This window comes from Weissella viridescens (assembly GCF_001437355.1).
GTDB lineage: Bacteria > Bacillota > Bacilli > Lactobacillales > Lactobacillaceae > Weissella > Weissella viridescens.
Genome location: NZ_JQBM01000001.1, coordinates 303,520 through 319,560, shown reverse-complemented (window position 1 = coordinate 319,560; position 16,041 = coordinate 303,520). Strand labels below are relative to the sequence as shown.

Genomic DNA, 16,041 nt, shown 5'->3' with positions numbered 1-16,041 from the left:
GAGGTAGATTCATGAGTGAATTAACAGAAATTGCAGCAACATACCCAAATTTGGTTGACCGTTTTGTACGTTATGCCAAGGTAAATACGCGTTCAAATGAAGACTCAACGACAGTACCTTCAGACCCTAAGGAAGTTGCTTTCTTGAAGGATTTGGCTGAAGAGTTGAAGACAATTGGTTTGCAAAATGTGCGTACCATGGATGATGGGTACCTATTTGCAGACTTGCCTGCCAATGTTGATGATGATATTCCGTCAATTGGATTTATCTCACACGTGGATACCGCTGATTTTAATTCAGAAAACGTTAATCCTCAATTTGTTGAAGACTATGATGGTAAGTCAACCATTAAGTTAAACGATGAATTTTCTCTTTCACCTGAAGCATTCCCAAGCTTGAAAAAGTATGCTGGACAAACGTTGATCACAACAGATGGGACAACGTTACTTGGTGCTGATGATAAGTCAGGTGTGGCAGAATTGGTTAGTGCTGCTGAATATTTGATTGCTCACCCAGAAGTTAAGCATGGTGATTTGCACTTTGCCTTTGGTCCCGATGAAGAAATTGGAATCGGTGCCGATCACTTCCATGTAAAAGAATTTGGGGCTGATTTTGCCTACACCATGGATGGTGGACCACTTGGTGAATTGGAATGGGAGACATTCTCAGCTGCTTCTGCTGACATTAAGATTCAAGGATTGAATGTGCACCCTGGTGATGCCAAGGACAAGATGATTAATGCACTTCAAGTGGCAATTGATATTCACAATAAGTTACCAGAACATGATCGTCCAGAGCATACTGAGGGTCGCGAAGGGTTCTTCCATTTGTTGAAGTTGAATGGAACCCCCGATGAAGCAAGTATGTCATACATCATTCGTGATCACGATCGTGAGAAGTTCAATGCTAAGAAGGCATTGTTAAAAAGCATTGCTGACGAGATGAACAAGAACTTTGGTGAAGATCGTGTTAAGTTAGAGATGAATGACCAATACTACAACATGGGTGAAGTCCTAAAGGACAACATGCAACCTGTTCATTTGGCCGAACAAGCGTTGATTGACTTGAACATTGAACCAATCATCGAACCCGTTCGTGGTGGAACCGACGGTTCAAAGATTACATTCTTGGGCTTGCCTACACCAAATATCTTTGCCGGTGCCGAAAACATGCATGGCCGCTTTGAATACGTTTCAACGCGTGTGATGAAGCAAGCCGTTGACACTATGTTGAAGATTAACGAATTAAACGTAAATGATTCAATTTTGGATTAATAAATTATCCTGAAAAGATTGTTCAGAAAAGCTATCACTCAGTAATAAACTGGGCCTTAGCTTTTTTTGTTTGGCGGAACTTTTTTTGGAAATCCGTATACGTAAATATAGGGATGGCACAACATTAAACAGGTTTAATAGTAATTCAGCGTGATTGTGGGCTCATTTTTAATTTTTATGAAAAAAATAGCCGGTTTTAACGCTTTCTTGCCATTTTGAATTGTAACTGACCGCAGATAACTATATAATTAGTTAGAGGCACTTGGTGCCAGCAACTAAAGCCAGCTCCAACAGAGTGGTTGGCAAGTGAATTTATTTGAAATGTAAAATATATTATTTGAAAACGAGGGAGTTTAAGCATGTCTAAAACATTAGCGATTAATGCTGGTTCATCTTCATTGAAATTCCAATTATTGGAAATGCCAGCTGAAAAGGTCATTGCCAAGGGACAAGTTGAACGCATTGGTATGGATGAAGGGGTCTTTACCCTAAAGTATAATGGTGAGAAGACTGAAGTTTTGAAGGCCTTCCCAGACCATCGTGCTGCCATCGAAGAAATGCTCGAACAATTTAACGAAAAGCAAGTTGTATCTGACCTATCTGAAATCACTGGTGTTGGACACCGTGTTGTTGCCGGTGGAGAATGGTTTAACAAGTCTGTCATTGTTGATGACGAAGTTTTGGAAAAGATTAACCGTTTGTCTGCTTATGCACCTTTGCATAATCCAGCCAATGCTGCCGGTATCGAAATCTTCCGTGAATTGTTGCCAGATGCTGTTTCAGTTGCCGTATTTGATACAGCTTTCCACCAAACGATGCCACGTGAAAACTACCTATACTCATTGCCATATGAATACTACACAAAGTATGGTGCTCGTAAGTATGGTGCCCACGGAACATCACACCGTTATGTTTCAGAACGTACTTCAGAAATCTTGGGACAACCATTAGAGGGAATGAACTTGATTACCTTGCACTTGGGGGCTGGTGCTTCAATTACAGCCGTTAAGGATGGAAAGTCATTAGATACATCAATGGGCTTCACACCATTGGCTGGAATTACAATGGCAACACGTTCAGGTGATGTTGATCCTTCATTGGTTTACTATATCCAAGAACATGAAGGACTTACAAATGAACAAATGTTATACATCTTGAACAACAAGTCTGGTTTGCTTGGCATTTCAACTTTGTCTTCTGACATGCGTGATTTGGAAGAAGTTGAAGATACCAACGAGCACGCTAAGTTGGCAATGGACATGTTTATCGACCGTGTTGTCCGCTACATTGGACAATACTATGTTGAAATGGGTGGGGTTGATGCCTTGACCTTTACAGCAGGAATCGGTGAGAATGCCGCTGAAGTGCGTGAAAAGATTATTGATCGTCTTGGATTCATGGGTATCAAGAGTGATACTGAAGCGAACAAGGTTCGTGGTGAAGAAAGGGTTGTTTCAACTGACGACTCAGCCGCAAAGGTTTTGGTTGTCCCAACTAACGAAGAATTAGAAATTGCTCGTGACGTTGAAATGTTGAAGAACAAGCAAGGTCGTTAAGATAAAAGATAAGGTCAAGTTCCTATGAGAGGAACTTGGCTTTTTTGTTTTGAAAAATGAACAGTCCATGACTGGTCTTAAAAACATGTGACGGTTTTACGGCATTTGGTGTAAAATAGTGGTAGATAAATCATGTTAGGTTTATCGGCATTAAATGAGAGATAACCGCACGGATTTTAAGCTAATTGTATGGTCAGCATATTAAACTGGTTTTAATCATAAAGGAGGATCTAGATGAGTCTATTATTTTTCATCATTTTAATGATGGTTGTTGGTGTATTTTATGTACGCCGTAAGGCCCGCCGCATGTTTGCAAATATTAACGAACAAATGGATCCTTATCGAGAAACTTTTGATAAGGCAACCAAGAAAACTAAAGTTGATGGTAAACAAGTCTTTGATGGGCAGTTCGAAGAAGTACGAACAACAAAAGAAAATTAATTTAAATTCCTTAAACGCTCAGTATGCATTGCATGCTGGCGTTTATTTTTTTGCAGTAAAACGGTTTAAAACCGAACGAAACATTCGCAATATCCGAATGATTTTAATTAAGATAGCAAAAATGATGGTTTTTTACGTAAATCTCATGTATATTAGAGATAAGGTTTGAAAAATTAAATACTTTTTAAAATTTTTAAAAAAAGAGGTGTGAGATGAACAAGTTACTAATCGCCAACCGGGGCGAAATTGCCCTTCGGATTATTAGAGCAGCTAAAGAGCTAGGTCTTCAAACAGTTGCTATTTATGCTAAGGCAGATCAGTACGCTGTGCATCGTTTTGCCGCCGACGAAGCTTATCAAGTCGGCACGGATGATATGACGGTTGAAGCCTACCTTGATATTCCTGCAATTATTGAGGTTGCCAAGGCGCATCACGTTGATGCAATTCATCCAGGTTATGGTTTCTTGTCTGAAAATGCTGAATTTGCACAAGCAATCAGTGATGCGGGCATGAAGTTCGTTGGACCAAAGGTAGCCCACCTAGAAATGTTTGGAGATAAGATTAAAGCCAAGCAAGCAGCTTCTGCTGCAAATGTTGCCAGTGTGCCCGGTACAGATCATCCAGTTGAAACATTGGATGAAGCCTTGGCCATTGGTGAAGAATATGGTTACCCCTTGTTTGTTAAGTCAGCTGCCGGTGGGGGTGGCCGAGGAATGCGTGTCGTTGAACATGCTGAAGAACTAAAAGAAGCTTTCCAACGGGCTGCTTCTGAAGCTAAAGCATCATTTGGTAAGAGTGATGTCTATTTGGAGAAGTATTTACAAGATCCTAAGCATATTGAAATTCAAATTCTTGCCGACGAACATGAGCAAGTGATGCATCTCTTTGAGCGTGATTCATCGGTTCAACGTCGTCACCAAAAGATTATTGAATTTGCACCAGCGGTTTCAATTAAAAATGAACTTCGTGAACAAATTCAAGCAGCAGCTGTACGTTTGATGGCTAGTGTTGGTTATCAAAGTGCTGCAACAGTTGAATTTTTGGTCGAGGGGGATGATTTCTATTTCATCGAAGTGAACCCACGTGTCCAGGTTGAACATACTGTTACTGAAGTCGTGACCGATATTGATATTGTCCGTAGCCAACTTTTGATTGCCATGGGTTATGGGTTACATGAAGAACCCCTAAACTTACCTGAGCAGGATCAATTAAAAGAACACGGTGTTGCGGTCCAAGCTCGAATTACAACGGAAGACCCAGCTAACGACTTTATGCCTGACTCAGGGACAATTCGTTGGTATCAACAACCTGCTGGGCCTGGTATTCGTGTTGACGCTGGGACGGTTTATGCCGGTGCTAAGGTGACACCATACTTTGATTCACTTCTATTGAAAATTATTGCCCAAGGGCGTGATTTTGATGAAGCAAACACTCGGATGGAACGTGCTTTACATGAATTGCAATTAGAAGGTGTGAAGACCAACACCGACTTCCTAGTACAGATGTTTGCGCATCCAACTTTCACGAGTGGACAAGCTGCGACAACTTTTGTGGATGACCATGGTCAAGAATTTATTCGTAAGTCATCAGTTGATACGCAACAACAATTGTTGGATTATATGGCTGAAATCACAGTCAATGGTTTTCCTGGTGTTAAAAATCCTGACGCCAAGCCAACATTAATTGAATACACCCCACAAAAATTAGTGTTGCCTGAAGACTTAGTTACAGCTAAGGATGTTTTGGATGCGCAGGGACCAGACCAAGTTGTTGATTGGATTAAGGGGCAGTCTGAAGTCTTGCTTACAGATACGACCATGCGCGATGCGCACCAATCACGCTTCGCCACACGTTTCCGTACCAAAGATATGGCTGATATTGCAGAACAAACGCAAACAACATTACCAAACCTTTTCTCAAATGAGATGTGGGGTGGTGCCACGTTTGATACGGCCTACCGCTTTTTGGACGAAGATCCATGGGATCGCTTAAAGCAATTACGTGAAAAGATGCCACGTACGCTTACTCAAATGTTATTCCGTGGTTCAAATGCGGTGGGATATCAAAATTACCCTGATAACGTGATTCAAGAATTTATTCATTTAGCGGCGAAGAATGGGATGGATGTTTTCCGTATCTTTGATAGTTTGAACTGGTTACCTCAAATGGAAACATCAATTCAAGCGGTGCGCGATGAAAATAAGTTGGCGGAAGTCACGATGGCGTATACAGGTGATATTCTGGACCCAAGTCGTACGAAGTATACTTTGCAGTACTATGTTGATTTTGCAAAGCAAATTGAAGCTGCTGGTGCGCACATCCTTGCGATTAAGGATATGTCTGGATTACTCAAACCAGAAGCTGCCTATCAATTGGTTTCAACTTTGAAGAATGAAATTGATTTACCAATTCATTTGCATACGCATGATACAACGGGTATCGGTGTATCAACTTATGCACGCGCTGTTGAAGCTGGTGTGGATATTATCGATGTTGCGCAATCAGCTATGGCAAGTACAACATCTCAACCGTCATTATCATCGACGTACTATGCGTTGAGTGGTAACGACCGTCAACCAACGTTGGATATGCCAGCTGTAGAGCGTCTAAATCAATATTGGCAAGGTGTTGTGCCGTACTACCAAGATTTTGAAAATGGTATGCGCAGTCCACAAACTGATATTTTTGAAGTTGAAATGCCTGGTGGACAGTACTCTAACTTGCAACAACAAGCGAATGCCTTGCACTTGGGTGATCGTTGGAACGAAATCAAGCAGATGTATGCGGAAGTGAACCAATTGTTTGGTGATATTATCAAGGTGACCCCATCTTCTAAGGTGGTTGGGGATATGGCACTCTTTATGGTGCAAAATGATCTCACACCTGATGATATTTATGCACAAGGGGCACAACTTGACTTCCCACAATCAGTAGTTGATTTCTTCAAGGGTGACATCGGACAACCGGTTGGTGGTTTCCCAACTGATTTGCAAGCAATTATCCTGAAGGGACAAGCACCGTTGACGGAACGTCCAGGTGCTTTGGCCGAGCCATATGATTTGTCACAAATTAAGGCGGACTTGACGATTGAACTTGAGCGCGAACCAACGCCAGAAGAAGTGATTTCTAAGGCCCTTTACCCAGAAGTCTTTAGTGATTACGAACAAAAGCAAGCGATGTTTGGACCAACAACGGTTTTGGACACGCCAACTTTCTTCTATGGCTTAAAAGCGCATGAGGAGACCGTGGTGCAATTTGCGCCAGGTATCACAATGGTCGTAACATTGAACGAAATGAGCGCACCAGACGCTGATGGTGTCCGTACACTGTACATGGCTTTGGATGGTCGACCTGTTGAAGTCACTGTGCATGATCAAACTGTGGATGTGCAATCGGTGCAACATCGTCAAGCTAAAGCTAGTGTACCTGGAGAAATTGGGGCCACGATGGCCGGAAATGTTGTCAAAGTTTCAGTTGCCGTCGGGGATGAAGTTGCGGTTGGTGACACTTTGGTGATTACTGAAGCAATGAAGATGGAAACAACCATTCAAGCACCCGTGGCTGGAACTGTTTCAGATATCTTAGTCCAAGCAGGTGATCAAATCGCTGCTGGTGACTTGTTGCTTACAATTAGTGAATAATCAAAAAAGACGGTTACTGACCGTCTTTTTTTGATTTGGTTGAAATATGATAGAATTGGTTAAGAATAAATAGATGAGACGAGGTGCATCATGCAACAGCAACAATGGTGGCAACATAAAATATATTTCGGACTTGGGGTAGTTGGCGCGTTGACGTACTTCTTGGAAAGTATTGTCGGCGTACTCGTTTGGCCTGCATACCAACCTTTAGCTCACCCAATTGCAATATTAGCGGCTCAAGACGCGCCACACCGGGTGGGTTTCTTAATCGCCCAGGTGGTGGCAGGAATCATGATTGCAATTGCTTTAGCAGCGATTTGGTCGTATCACCAATTTCAGCATGAACGTAGGATGGCTCAAGGTAGTTTGGCAATGTTATTCAGTTTTATCATGTGGGTGCTTGTGAATAATGTTTGGCCTAATTTCACCATGGTCAACTACGTTGTACCAGAAAATTTCCCAGCTAAAAACATTGTAATGGCAGTCATTATTGTCGGGTTAGCTGCGGCAATGCTTTATTATGCCAAGCAAATCCAAAAGTTAAATTGGTGGAGTTTGAGCAACGTCTTAACCGTTTTGGCCTTACTTTTCGTGATCTTTAGCGTACTGGAATTTGGCATGCAACTATTGAATTGGCCACTCCGTGGTTTTTTTGATATCTTAGCTACCGATTCACTTGCGTTAGGATTAGGTTTCAGTAGCTGGTACTTTATGCGCCAAGCTATTTAACACTAACTACCTCAAATCGAGGTAGTTTTTTTATAGACTAAATTAAATAGTATGGACGTGGTATACTAATAGTTAAACTTAAAATGGTCTGGATGTGGTATTTTATTGCGCATCACAGTGAATAAAAGGAACGAATTAAACTATGTTAAAGCAATTATTTGCGGGTAGCCAAGCCACCTTTTATCATGCTGATGATTTAGAAGATGATGAAGTTAAGCAATTGGATATTCCCAAATCATTTATTAATGACGTGAATGACGAAAATGAGGCTGCCCGTTGGCACTACTCGAAGAACGATGAAATTTTAACGCTCTTTATTGACGCCGTTGTGGCAGATAATGATGTCCCATCTCAAGGTGCATATCACACTGAATCAGTGGCTTTTTTGGTTCAAATGAAAGAGCATCGCGTGTTGATGTTTACACGCTCATCAATGAATTTTTTGGCTGATCACATTGCAACTAAGTTAACTAGCAGTGCGAAAGCAACAACCCCAATCGAACTTTTGTTTACCGCCATTTTGGTTATCTATGGTGACTATGAAGCGGCTTTGAACAAGTTAGATGTGTTGCGACGTAAGTTCCAAAATCAATTTTATCGTAAAACCAGTGGTTTTGGCGGTGACCTAGATAGTATCTGGACGGTGACGAATGCCTTGCTATATATCGATTCATCAATTGAAGATAATGAAGATGTGATTGATAATTTGACAAGTCAATTTAAAGCCTATAAACCAGATTCTCAAACCGAATTTCTAAAAAATCGAATTGATATTGAAGCGCAACAAGCACATAAAATGGCTGACTTGCTTAGTTCAGTGGTTGGCAATATTGCCGATTCGTACTCATCACGGAATGATCGAAATTTGAATTGGATTATGCAAATTTTGACCGTTTATTCAGTTGTTTTGACAATTCCAACGATTATTACTGGTTTTTATGGTCAAAATGTGAAATACTTGCCTTTCGCCTTACATCAGAATAGTTGGCTGATTACGATTATTATCACGCTGGTCCTTATGTTGATTGCAACGATTTGGTTCTGGCGTCATGGATATTTCGATAAATAATTATTTTTGTTGCAAAAGACTTGATAAATTCTTAAATATTCTGTATAGTTATCTTTTGTAATTTACTAGCTATTGTAACGGCGCAAGCTTGGGGTTTGGCCCATGCAGCCATACCTGTCGTTCAATCGGTAGGTGAGAGGCATCTCACAAAATACATTCGAAGGAGTTATGTTAATGCGCATTAACATTTTATTAGAGTCAGCAGAGACTGGCGAACGTATCTATTTAACTTCTAAGAACCGTCGTAACACACCGGATCGTTTGGAGCTTAAGAAGTATTCTCCAAAGTTGCGTCGTGTTACAGTGTTCAAGGAGGTCAAGTAATCATGGCTAAAAAGTCAAAGATCGCTAAAGAAAAGAAGATTGAAGCAACCATCGAAAAGTACGCTGAAAAGCGCGCTGCTTTGAAGGCTGCGGGTGATTACGAAGGTTTGTCAAAGTTGCCTCGTAACGCTTCACCAGTTCGTGCCCACAACCGTGATCGTATCGACGGACGTCCACACGCTTACATGCGTGAATTTGGAATGTCACGTTTGAACTTCCGTCAGTTGGCACACAAGGGTCAAATCCCTGGTGTTAAGAAGGCTTCTTGGTAATCGGCAGATTACTTTAAGTCTTTAAAAAGAGCATCCACTTTTGTGGGTGCTCTTTTTATACATAGTCGTAGTTATAAAACGTTTTAAAGGAGGGTTGATGGATGAAATTATTACTTAAAAATCCGTGGATGACAATTTTAGTTGCCATTATTTTCGAAAGTGGCTGGGTTGTTGGGATTAAATACGCTCACACGCCCGTAGAGTGGCTCTTAACGATTATTTCGCTACTAACGTCTTTCGGGTTGTACTTGGTGGCAAGTCGTAGGCTGCCTGTTGGAACGACGTATGCGGTCTTTGTGGGATTGGGATCAGCGGCGACTGTTTTGATTGGTTGGCTGGTCTTTGGTGATGCACTTTCAGCGAGTCAATTATTGTTCTTGGTCATCCTACTGGTTGGGGTTATCGGGTTGAAACTAGTTGAGGAGGAGACGGAATAATGGCATGGATCATTTTATGTTTAGCCGGTTTCATGGAAGTTGCCGGTGTGGTCACTTTGAACGAATATAATCGTCGTCGTTCATACCTCATTTTTTTCATGGCGACTTTTATGATTCTAAGTGTGAGTCTTTTAGGATTTGCTTTGCGGACCATCCCAATGGGGACTGGTTACGCTATTTGGACTGGAATCGGTGCAGCTGGGGGCACAATTGTGGGCATGTTGTTTTATCACGAGTCGCATGATTGGAAACGTATTTTATTTATCAGTTTAATTATTATTGGTGCCGTTGGTTTGAAATTCACAACTGGTGCTTAAGACATTCGTGAAGACGAATGTCTTTTTTATTAACAAGAATAAGCGTAAGCGGTGTGTTAAAATGGAAAAAGGGATTCGGATAAAAAGATGAAGGAGAACCCGCTGCCGGAGTTAAGTGAAAATAAAGGCAGGTTGGCTATACTAAAAGATGCGAAAAAGGGATGAAAAAAAGTTAATAGCACTTGAGCAAGCTGCTTTTGATTTAGTACAAGAAAATGGTATTAGTCAATTAAGCATTAGTAAACTTGCCAAACGCGCTGGTGTGTCTGTTGCGACGGCCTATATTTATTTTGAAAATAAATCAGATTTACTGGGGCATTTGTATCAATCTGTGCGTGAGCAATTAATTGATGGTGTACCAATGCCAGCAGAAAATGTGGTAGTGACTGAACAGTTTGCGCAAGTCATGCGTGGTTATGCGCAAAACTTTGCACAAGCACCTAAGGAACTTAATTTCATGGCTGCTTTAGCAGCTAATCCTGAATATCTTCCAGAAGCGATGCAAACAGACACAACGCTTCTGGGGCCAGCAATGTTAACCGTTATCAAACGAGCCTACTTGCAAAAGCAATTGATGACTGATAATGTCGATTTGATTGTGGCACAAGCATTGGAACCATTACAATGGTTATATCAAGCACGAGCGCAACACCAAGTTAAGGTGCAGACAATCGAACTTGATGAACTCATTGCGATGGCAACTCGGGCGATTTTTAAATCATAGCACACACTATAGGGGGATTAATTATGCCAGAATTTGATTATGATGTTGTATATATTGGAAGCGGACACGGAACGTTTGATGGTGCAATGCCATTAGCCGCTAAAGGAAAGCGTGTTGCCGTCATTGAAGCGGATAAAGTTGGGGGAACTTGTCCAAACTGGGGATGTAATGCAAAAATCTTGTTAGATGGACCTGTTGCATTACAACACACATTGCGTGCCTCTGACGGAATTGTTAGTGGAGACGGTAAGATTGATTGGGCAAAGAACAAGGCCCATAAGCAAGCGGCGATTGATGTTATTCCAGATGCGCTTAAGGGTGGTATGGAAGCTTCAGGGATCAAAATGTACTTTGGTCACGGAACCATTATTGGTGAACACACCGTTGCCGTTGATGGAGAACCCATCACTGCTGAAAACATTGTGATTGCTACGGGATTGCGCCCACACCAGTTGGATGTTCCTGGAACTGAATTGGGGCACGATTCAAAGGAATTCATGGCCTTAGATGAAATGCCAAAGCACATGGTTATCATTGGTGGTGGTTACATCGGGGTTGAATTTGCCACAATGGCCAACGCAGCTGGTTCAGATGTTTCACTTGTTTTGCACGATGGCGAAGCCTTGCGTGGCTTCCACCAACCATATGTGAAGGAAGTACTAGCAGACCTTGAATCACGTGGTGTTACCATCGTTCGCAACCAAGAAGTCAAGTCATTTGAACAACAAGGACATCAAGTCGAAGTAGCGTTGTCAGATGAAACCATCACAACTGATTGGGTTTTGGATGCAACTGGCCGTGTTGCTAACGTTGAGAACCTTGGTCTTGAAGATTTGGAAATTGAACACAGCCCTAAGGGAATTGTGGTTAATGAATATCTTCAAACTACAGTACCAAGCATCTATGTTTCTGGTGACGTTATCGACAAGGAACAACCAAAGTTGACACCAACAGCACAATTTGAATCACAATACTTGATGCACCGCTTTGCAGGTGAATCAGATGCAGCCATTGATTACCCAGCCATCGCGACAAACGTCTTTACGACGCCACGTATCGCCCAAGCTGGTGTAACAGTTGCAGAGGCTCAAGCTGATCCAGATAAGTACATCGTTCAAGAGAACGACCTTTCTGGCGACTGGTACCGTGCCGTTGATTATGAAAAGAATGCTAAGTTGACCCTCATCTTCAATAAGGACAAGCAACTCGTCGGAGCAACTGAAATTTCAGAACGCGCCGAAGATTCAATCAACGCCTTGTTGCCAGCTATCGAATTTGGCTACACGCCTGCACAACTTGAACGCTTGGTTTACATTTTCCCAGCCATCGCGTTTGATTCAATTAGCAAATTGTAATATAAAATAAAGCCTCGCCAGATTTCTGGCGGGACTTTTTTAGTGTGTATAAATTCAGAATGTTAGAACTCTAAAAAGTAATTGAATATCTTGCTTAATTAATTGCGATAGTATATATTAAAGATAATAAAGTCTAGGGTAGGTATAGTGATGTTTAATTTAGCAGATAACCAAATTATGGAGGGAACACAAGCCTGCCAAATTTGGGGTAAAGCGCGTAATTACATTAGTCAAACTCTAAAAAAATATCCTAATCGATTTCCTGAAGGCTCAATTAGAAAAGTTGGGAATTGCTGGATTGTGACTCGGTTTGGGATGTCAAAACTTACGGGTGATAATCAAGATGAATTTTTTAATCATGAACCGATTAGAGAAATCGACTTAAATGAACCAACTTTACTAAGCGATAAAGATGCGATGGCTATGGTTGATCGAGTACCATCAGCATTTTATAAATTCTATAAAGATCACCCTAGCTTTTTTACAGAGCAAGAAATGAGAAAATTTGGTCGTAATTTTATTTTGATGCCAAGTGCTTTGGAAAAGTATGTGGGCAAAACATATGAAGAAATATTAGAAGATAAACAAAAGGAGCAATGACATGAAGTTACCAAAAACTTATACAAGTAAAAATGGGCACTTAACTGTGACAATGGAACGAACGACTAAGAAGGAAAAGATTCAAGCATTAATTGGATGGACAGTTGTTGCTGTGATTATTTATGCTTTCGTCTTGCTTCTCAAGTAATTGATTTCAAATGGGGCCCATTAGTTAGCGTTAGTTAACTGGTGGGCTTTTTATATGGTTTAAAAGAGGAGAAAAATATGAATTATTCAGAATTTATTATGTCTGCAACAGTAAGTGACTAAGGACGTTTTTCATCAGATTAAAAAATATTAGGAGAAAAAAATGAAAAACGTCCAGAAAAATAGTCCAGCAATCATTCTATTGATTGTACTTGTGGGGTTTCCACAAATTAGTGAAACGATCTTCACATCAGCATTACCGGAAATCAGTCGAGATTTTCATGTCACCGCACAAACCGCCCAACTTTTGATGGGAAGTTACTTCATGGCATTTGCCGTTGGGGTTTTAGTTTGGGGACAGTTGTCAGACCGATGGGGTCGACGACCAACGATGCTCCTAGGTATCTTGGTCTATCTTATCGGTAACATCGGCTTATTTGCAGCACCGGAATTTGGTTGGGTACTACTTGCCCGACTCGTGCAGGCCTTTGGCGCCAGTGTCGGATCAGTTGTCACGCAAACAATTATGCGGGAAAGCTTTTCCGGAGTGAAAGGCGCCCAAGTATTCGCCAAAGTCGGCGGTGCCATGGCCTTAGCACCAGCACTGGGGCCATTTATTGGGGGAATCATCCAACAATATTTCGGATTCAAAAGTGTCTGTTCCGTGCTTATTGGCATGGCGATTATGATTTTGATATATAGTTATGGTAAGTTGCCGGAAACAATGGAACCAAAGGCGACTGAGCAGTCGGTTTCAATTTGGCAAGCTGCGAAAATTCTTGCGCAAGATAAGCGAGTTTGGGCTTATGCCGTTTTGATTGCGGGCATTAACGGGATTCTGTTTAGCTTTTATGCGGAGGCACCATTTGTCTTGATGCAAATGTATGGCATGGACGCTATGCATTACGGTATCGCGGGGATGGTGATTGCGTTATCTAGTATTGTTGGGGCGATGTGCGCGAATTATGTGGTGAAGTATTTGACTTCATACCGAATTATCATGTTGAGTCTGCTTGTGAGTGGGCTGGGTGTTGGCGTTGGTTGCCTAAGTGCGACGATGCACAGCAGTCTACTGTTCCTAGTGGCTTTCTTTATCGTTTTTACCGGACTGAACACCATTTTGCCATTGGTGCTGAATGATGCTTTGGTTGGATATGAAAATATTATTGGGACTGCCAGTGGTGTGTTTGGGTTTGCCTATTACGTGATGATTAGCTTGATGACTTATGGCATGAGTTTAATGCATAACGGCACGGCCTTCGCCTTGCCACTTTATGTTGGAGCATTAATTGTATTAATGCTTATACTGACGGTTACGTGTTTAAGAAAAAGATAGTGGGAAAGCCTGTGCTTGCGAGCGCGGGCTTTTTTGTTATCGAATTTCTTTCAAGGTGAAATGATGTTAACGTAACGTATAAAACATGGTGCGATTAAATAATTAACGGTTGGCAAGGAACACTGGCGGTTAAATACTGGTGTATTTTTGGCGGTACCGGTGGGTTATTTGTTTTGGAAACTGACGGAGCAGAAGCGATATTAGATAATAACTACGGTGATATTGTAAAAATGAAGTTGGATGGTACAAAACCATTAATTGTCGACAACCAGTACGTGGTCGCATGGACGTCAGAGCTCGAATATACCATTGAAGTTGCGGCGGGTGTCGTCGGATTTAAAACGGGTGAGGGTTTGGCGAATGAGTTTCATGAAACTGGAACCGTGTTATTTTAAACGCGTAATGTCGAAGCCTTGGCAAATTATATTAGTCCTTATATGGAATAAAAATCAGGTTAAATACGTTCTGATAGCAAAAAATTAAACATAGGTCATTTCCATGGACGAATACAATATGGTATATTGAAATCACGTGGTTCGTAACCATCCCACGCAAAAAAACTAGGAGTCTTTTAAATATGGAAACAAAGAAAAATAAACGCGTCTATGATCTCACGATGATGGCCGTTGTGGCCGCACTTTATGTGGTATTGACGTTGTTGGTAGCGCCTTTCGCTTTTGGACCGGTCCAATTGCGTTTGTCAGAAGGACTTAACCATTTAGCTGTCTTTAACAAGCGCTATATCGTAGCGATTTCACTTGGGGTGTTCATTGCCAATACGCAATCATCCCTTGGTGCCGTTGATATGATTTTCGGAACACTTGGCACAGTGGTGATGTTGACGATGAGTTATTATGCCACACGTCATGTGAAGTCAATCGTGAAGCGTCTTATTATCAGTACGGTGATTGATACCTTCATGATGTGGGCCGTAGCACTTGAATTGCATGTCTTCTTGAAGGCACCATTCTGGATTACTTACGGTTCAGTCGCCATCGGTGAATTCGCTTCATTGGTTATCGGTGCGATTGTCATTTACTTCATCAGTAAGCGCATTAACTTGGCCGCCTAATGATTGATCAAAATTATACGGGCCAAACGCTCTTAATCACCGGTGCAGCTTCGGGGATTGGGCAAGCCCAAACGCAAGCTTATCTAGCTGCCGGTGCGACTGTGATTGCATTGGATCGACAACCCATTCAACTGGAACACGCTAACTTAACCAAGGTCGAACTTGATTTAGCGGACGCAACTGGCTTGAAGGCATGGTTGTCACAAAATACGGCATTACTCGCGCAAGTGGATATTTTCTTGAGCACGGCTGGGGTCTTGGATGCTTTCCAACCAGCTTTGGCAGAGGACGAAGCATTGTTTATGCGCGTGATGCAAATCAATACCTATGCGCCAATTCAAATCACGATGGCTTTGTTACCAACGTTACTTGAAAAAGAGCATGGACAAATTTTATATATGGCATCAATTGCTGGCTTAATTGCTGGTGGTGGTGGCGCAGCTTATACAACGTCCAAGCATGCTTTGGTCGGATGGATGCGCCAGCTCGCCTTAGATTATGCCGACCAGGGATTGCGGGTGAACGCGATTGCACCTGGGGCGATTGAAACACCCATGAATGCAGCCGATTTTGCTGGGGATGCCGCTATGGCGAAATCTGTTGCGGCGGAAACGCCAACAAAGCGTTGGGCCCAGCCAGAAGAGGTCGCCGACCTGAGCCTTTACCTAACAAGCCCGCAAGCAGGGTACATTCAAGGCCAAGTAGTGCCAATCGACGGTGGTTGGACAATTAAATAGAACCAAATAA

General features: G+C 41.9%; 18 protein-coding genes and 1 riboswitch. All 18 genes read left to right on the top strand.

The genetic code is table 11. From position 1 onward, the window contains the following. Window positions 1–11 precede the first annotated feature (11 nt). The 18 genes from pepT (at window position 12) to IV50_RS01435 (ending at window position 16,031) form a co-directional block, all read left to right on the top strand. Complete coding sequence (gene pepT / locus IV50_RS01515) at window positions 12–1,274, top strand: peptidase T (RefSeq protein ID WP_057744055.1); 1,263 nt, start codon at window positions 12–14, stop codon at window positions 1,272–1,274. 359 nt (window positions 1,275–1,633) lie between these two features. Beyond that, on the top strand, window positions 1,634–2,830 hold the full coding sequence (locus IV50_RS01510) for an acetate/propionate family kinase (RefSeq protein ID WP_057744052.1): 1,197 nt from the start codon (window positions 1,634–1,636) through the stop codon (window positions 2,828–2,830). A gap of 234 nt (window positions 2,831–3,064) precedes the next feature. Next, the gene (locus tag IV50_RS01505) at window positions 3,065–3,271 is read left to right on the top strand and encodes a hypothetical protein (RefSeq protein ID WP_057744049.1); all 207 of its coding nucleotides are present in this window, start codon (window positions 3,065–3,067) and stop codon (window positions 3,269–3,271) included. Window positions 3,272–3,483: 212 nt separating this feature from the next. Then, window positions 3,484–6,912, top strand: a complete 3,429-nt coding sequence (locus IV50_RS01500) for a pyruvate carboxylase (RefSeq protein ID WP_057744046.1) — start codon at window positions 3,484–3,486, stop codon at window positions 6,910–6,912. 90 nt (window positions 6,913–7,002) lie between these two features. Then, entirely contained in the window at window positions 7,003–7,641 is a 639-nt protein-coding gene (locus IV50_RS01495) for a hypothetical protein (protein WP_057744044.1), read from the top strand. A gap of 142 nt (window positions 7,642–7,783) precedes the next feature. After that, a complete protein-coding gene (locus tag IV50_RS01490; RefSeq protein ID WP_057744042.1) occupies window positions 7,784–8,710 on the top strand; it encodes a magnesium transporter CorA family protein in 927 nt (308 codons plus the stop codon). Window positions 8,711–8,884: 174 nt separating this feature from the next. Next, the gene (gene rpmG / locus IV50_RS01485; RefSeq protein ID WP_009496479.1) at window positions 8,885–9,034 is read left to right on the top strand and encodes a 50S ribosomal protein L33; all 150 of its coding nucleotides are present in this window, start codon (window positions 8,885–8,887) and stop codon (window positions 9,032–9,034) included. Between the two features lie 2 nt (window positions 9,035–9,036). Continuing rightward, a complete protein-coding gene (gene rpsN / locus IV50_RS01480) occupies window positions 9,037–9,306 on the top strand; it encodes a 30S ribosomal protein S14 (protein ID WP_057744040.1) in 270 nt (89 codons plus the stop codon). A 101-nt stretch (window positions 9,307–9,407) separates the two neighbouring features. Further along, on the top strand, window positions 9,408–9,743 hold the full coding sequence (locus tag IV50_RS01475; RefSeq protein ID WP_057744035.1) for a DMT family transporter: 336 nt from the start codon (window positions 9,408–9,410) through the stop codon (window positions 9,741–9,743). After that, window positions 9,743–10,060 carry a DMT family transporter gene (locus tag IV50_RS01470; RefSeq protein ID WP_057744032.1) on the top strand — a complete coding sequence of 106 codons (318 nt, stop codon included), beginning with the start codon at window positions 9,743–9,745 and terminating at the stop codon, window positions 10,058–10,060. The genes IV50_RS01475 and IV50_RS01470 overlap by 1 nt, the downstream gene beginning before the upstream one ends. Window positions 10,061–10,208: 148 nt before the next feature. Then, entirely contained in the window at window positions 10,209–10,784 is a 576-nt protein-coding gene (locus tag IV50_RS01465) for a TetR/AcrR family transcriptional regulator (RefSeq protein ID WP_057744029.1), read from the top strand. Between the two features lie 23 nt (window positions 10,785–10,807). After that, window positions 10,808–12,139, top strand: coding sequence for a dihydrolipoyl dehydrogenase family protein (locus IV50_RS01460; RefSeq protein WP_057744026.1), 1,332 nt, complete (start codon window positions 10,808–10,810; stop codon window positions 12,137–12,139). A 150-nt stretch (window positions 12,140–12,289) separates the two neighbouring features. Next, window positions 12,290–12,739, top strand: a complete 450-nt coding sequence (locus IV50_RS07945) for a helix-turn-helix domain-containing protein (RefSeq protein ID WP_069201656.1) — start codon at window positions 12,290–12,292, stop codon at window positions 12,737–12,739. A gap of 1 nt (window position 12,740) precedes the next feature. Continuing rightward, a complete protein-coding gene (locus IV50_RS07805; protein ID WP_156405005.1) occupies window positions 12,741–12,887 on the top strand; it encodes a hypothetical protein in 147 nt (48 codons plus the stop codon). A 162-nt stretch (window positions 12,888–13,049) separates the two neighbouring features. Then, the gene (locus IV50_RS01450) at window positions 13,050–14,222 is read left to right on the top strand and encodes a multidrug effflux MFS transporter (protein ID WP_057744023.1); all 1,173 of its coding nucleotides are present in this window, start codon (window positions 13,050–13,052) and stop codon (window positions 14,220–14,222) included. A gap of 173 nt (window positions 14,223–14,395) precedes the next feature. Then, the gene (locus tag IV50_RS01445) at window positions 14,396–14,617 is read left to right on the top strand and encodes an AIM24 family protein (protein WP_057744020.1); all 222 of its coding nucleotides are present in this window, start codon (window positions 14,396–14,398) and stop codon (window positions 14,615–14,617) included. A gap of 130 nt (window positions 14,618–14,747) precedes the next feature. Further along, window positions 14,748–14,792: riboswitch (PreQ1 riboswitch) on the top strand. Between the two features lie 7 nt (window positions 14,793–14,799). Beyond that, window positions 14,800–15,294 (top strand): QueT transporter family protein, encoded by a 495-nt coding sequence (locus IV50_RS01440; RefSeq protein ID WP_057744018.1) that lies wholly within the window; start codon window positions 14,800–14,802, stop codon window positions 15,292–15,294. Beyond that, window positions 15,294–16,031: a 3-oxoacyl-ACP reductase gene (locus IV50_RS01435; protein ID WP_057744016.1), complete on the top strand. Its 738-nt coding sequence runs from the start codon at window positions 15,294–15,296 to the stop codon at window positions 16,029–16,031. The genes IV50_RS01440 and IV50_RS01435 overlap by 1 nt, the downstream gene beginning before the upstream one ends. The last annotated feature ends 10 nt before the right edge of the window (window positions 16,032–16,041 follow it).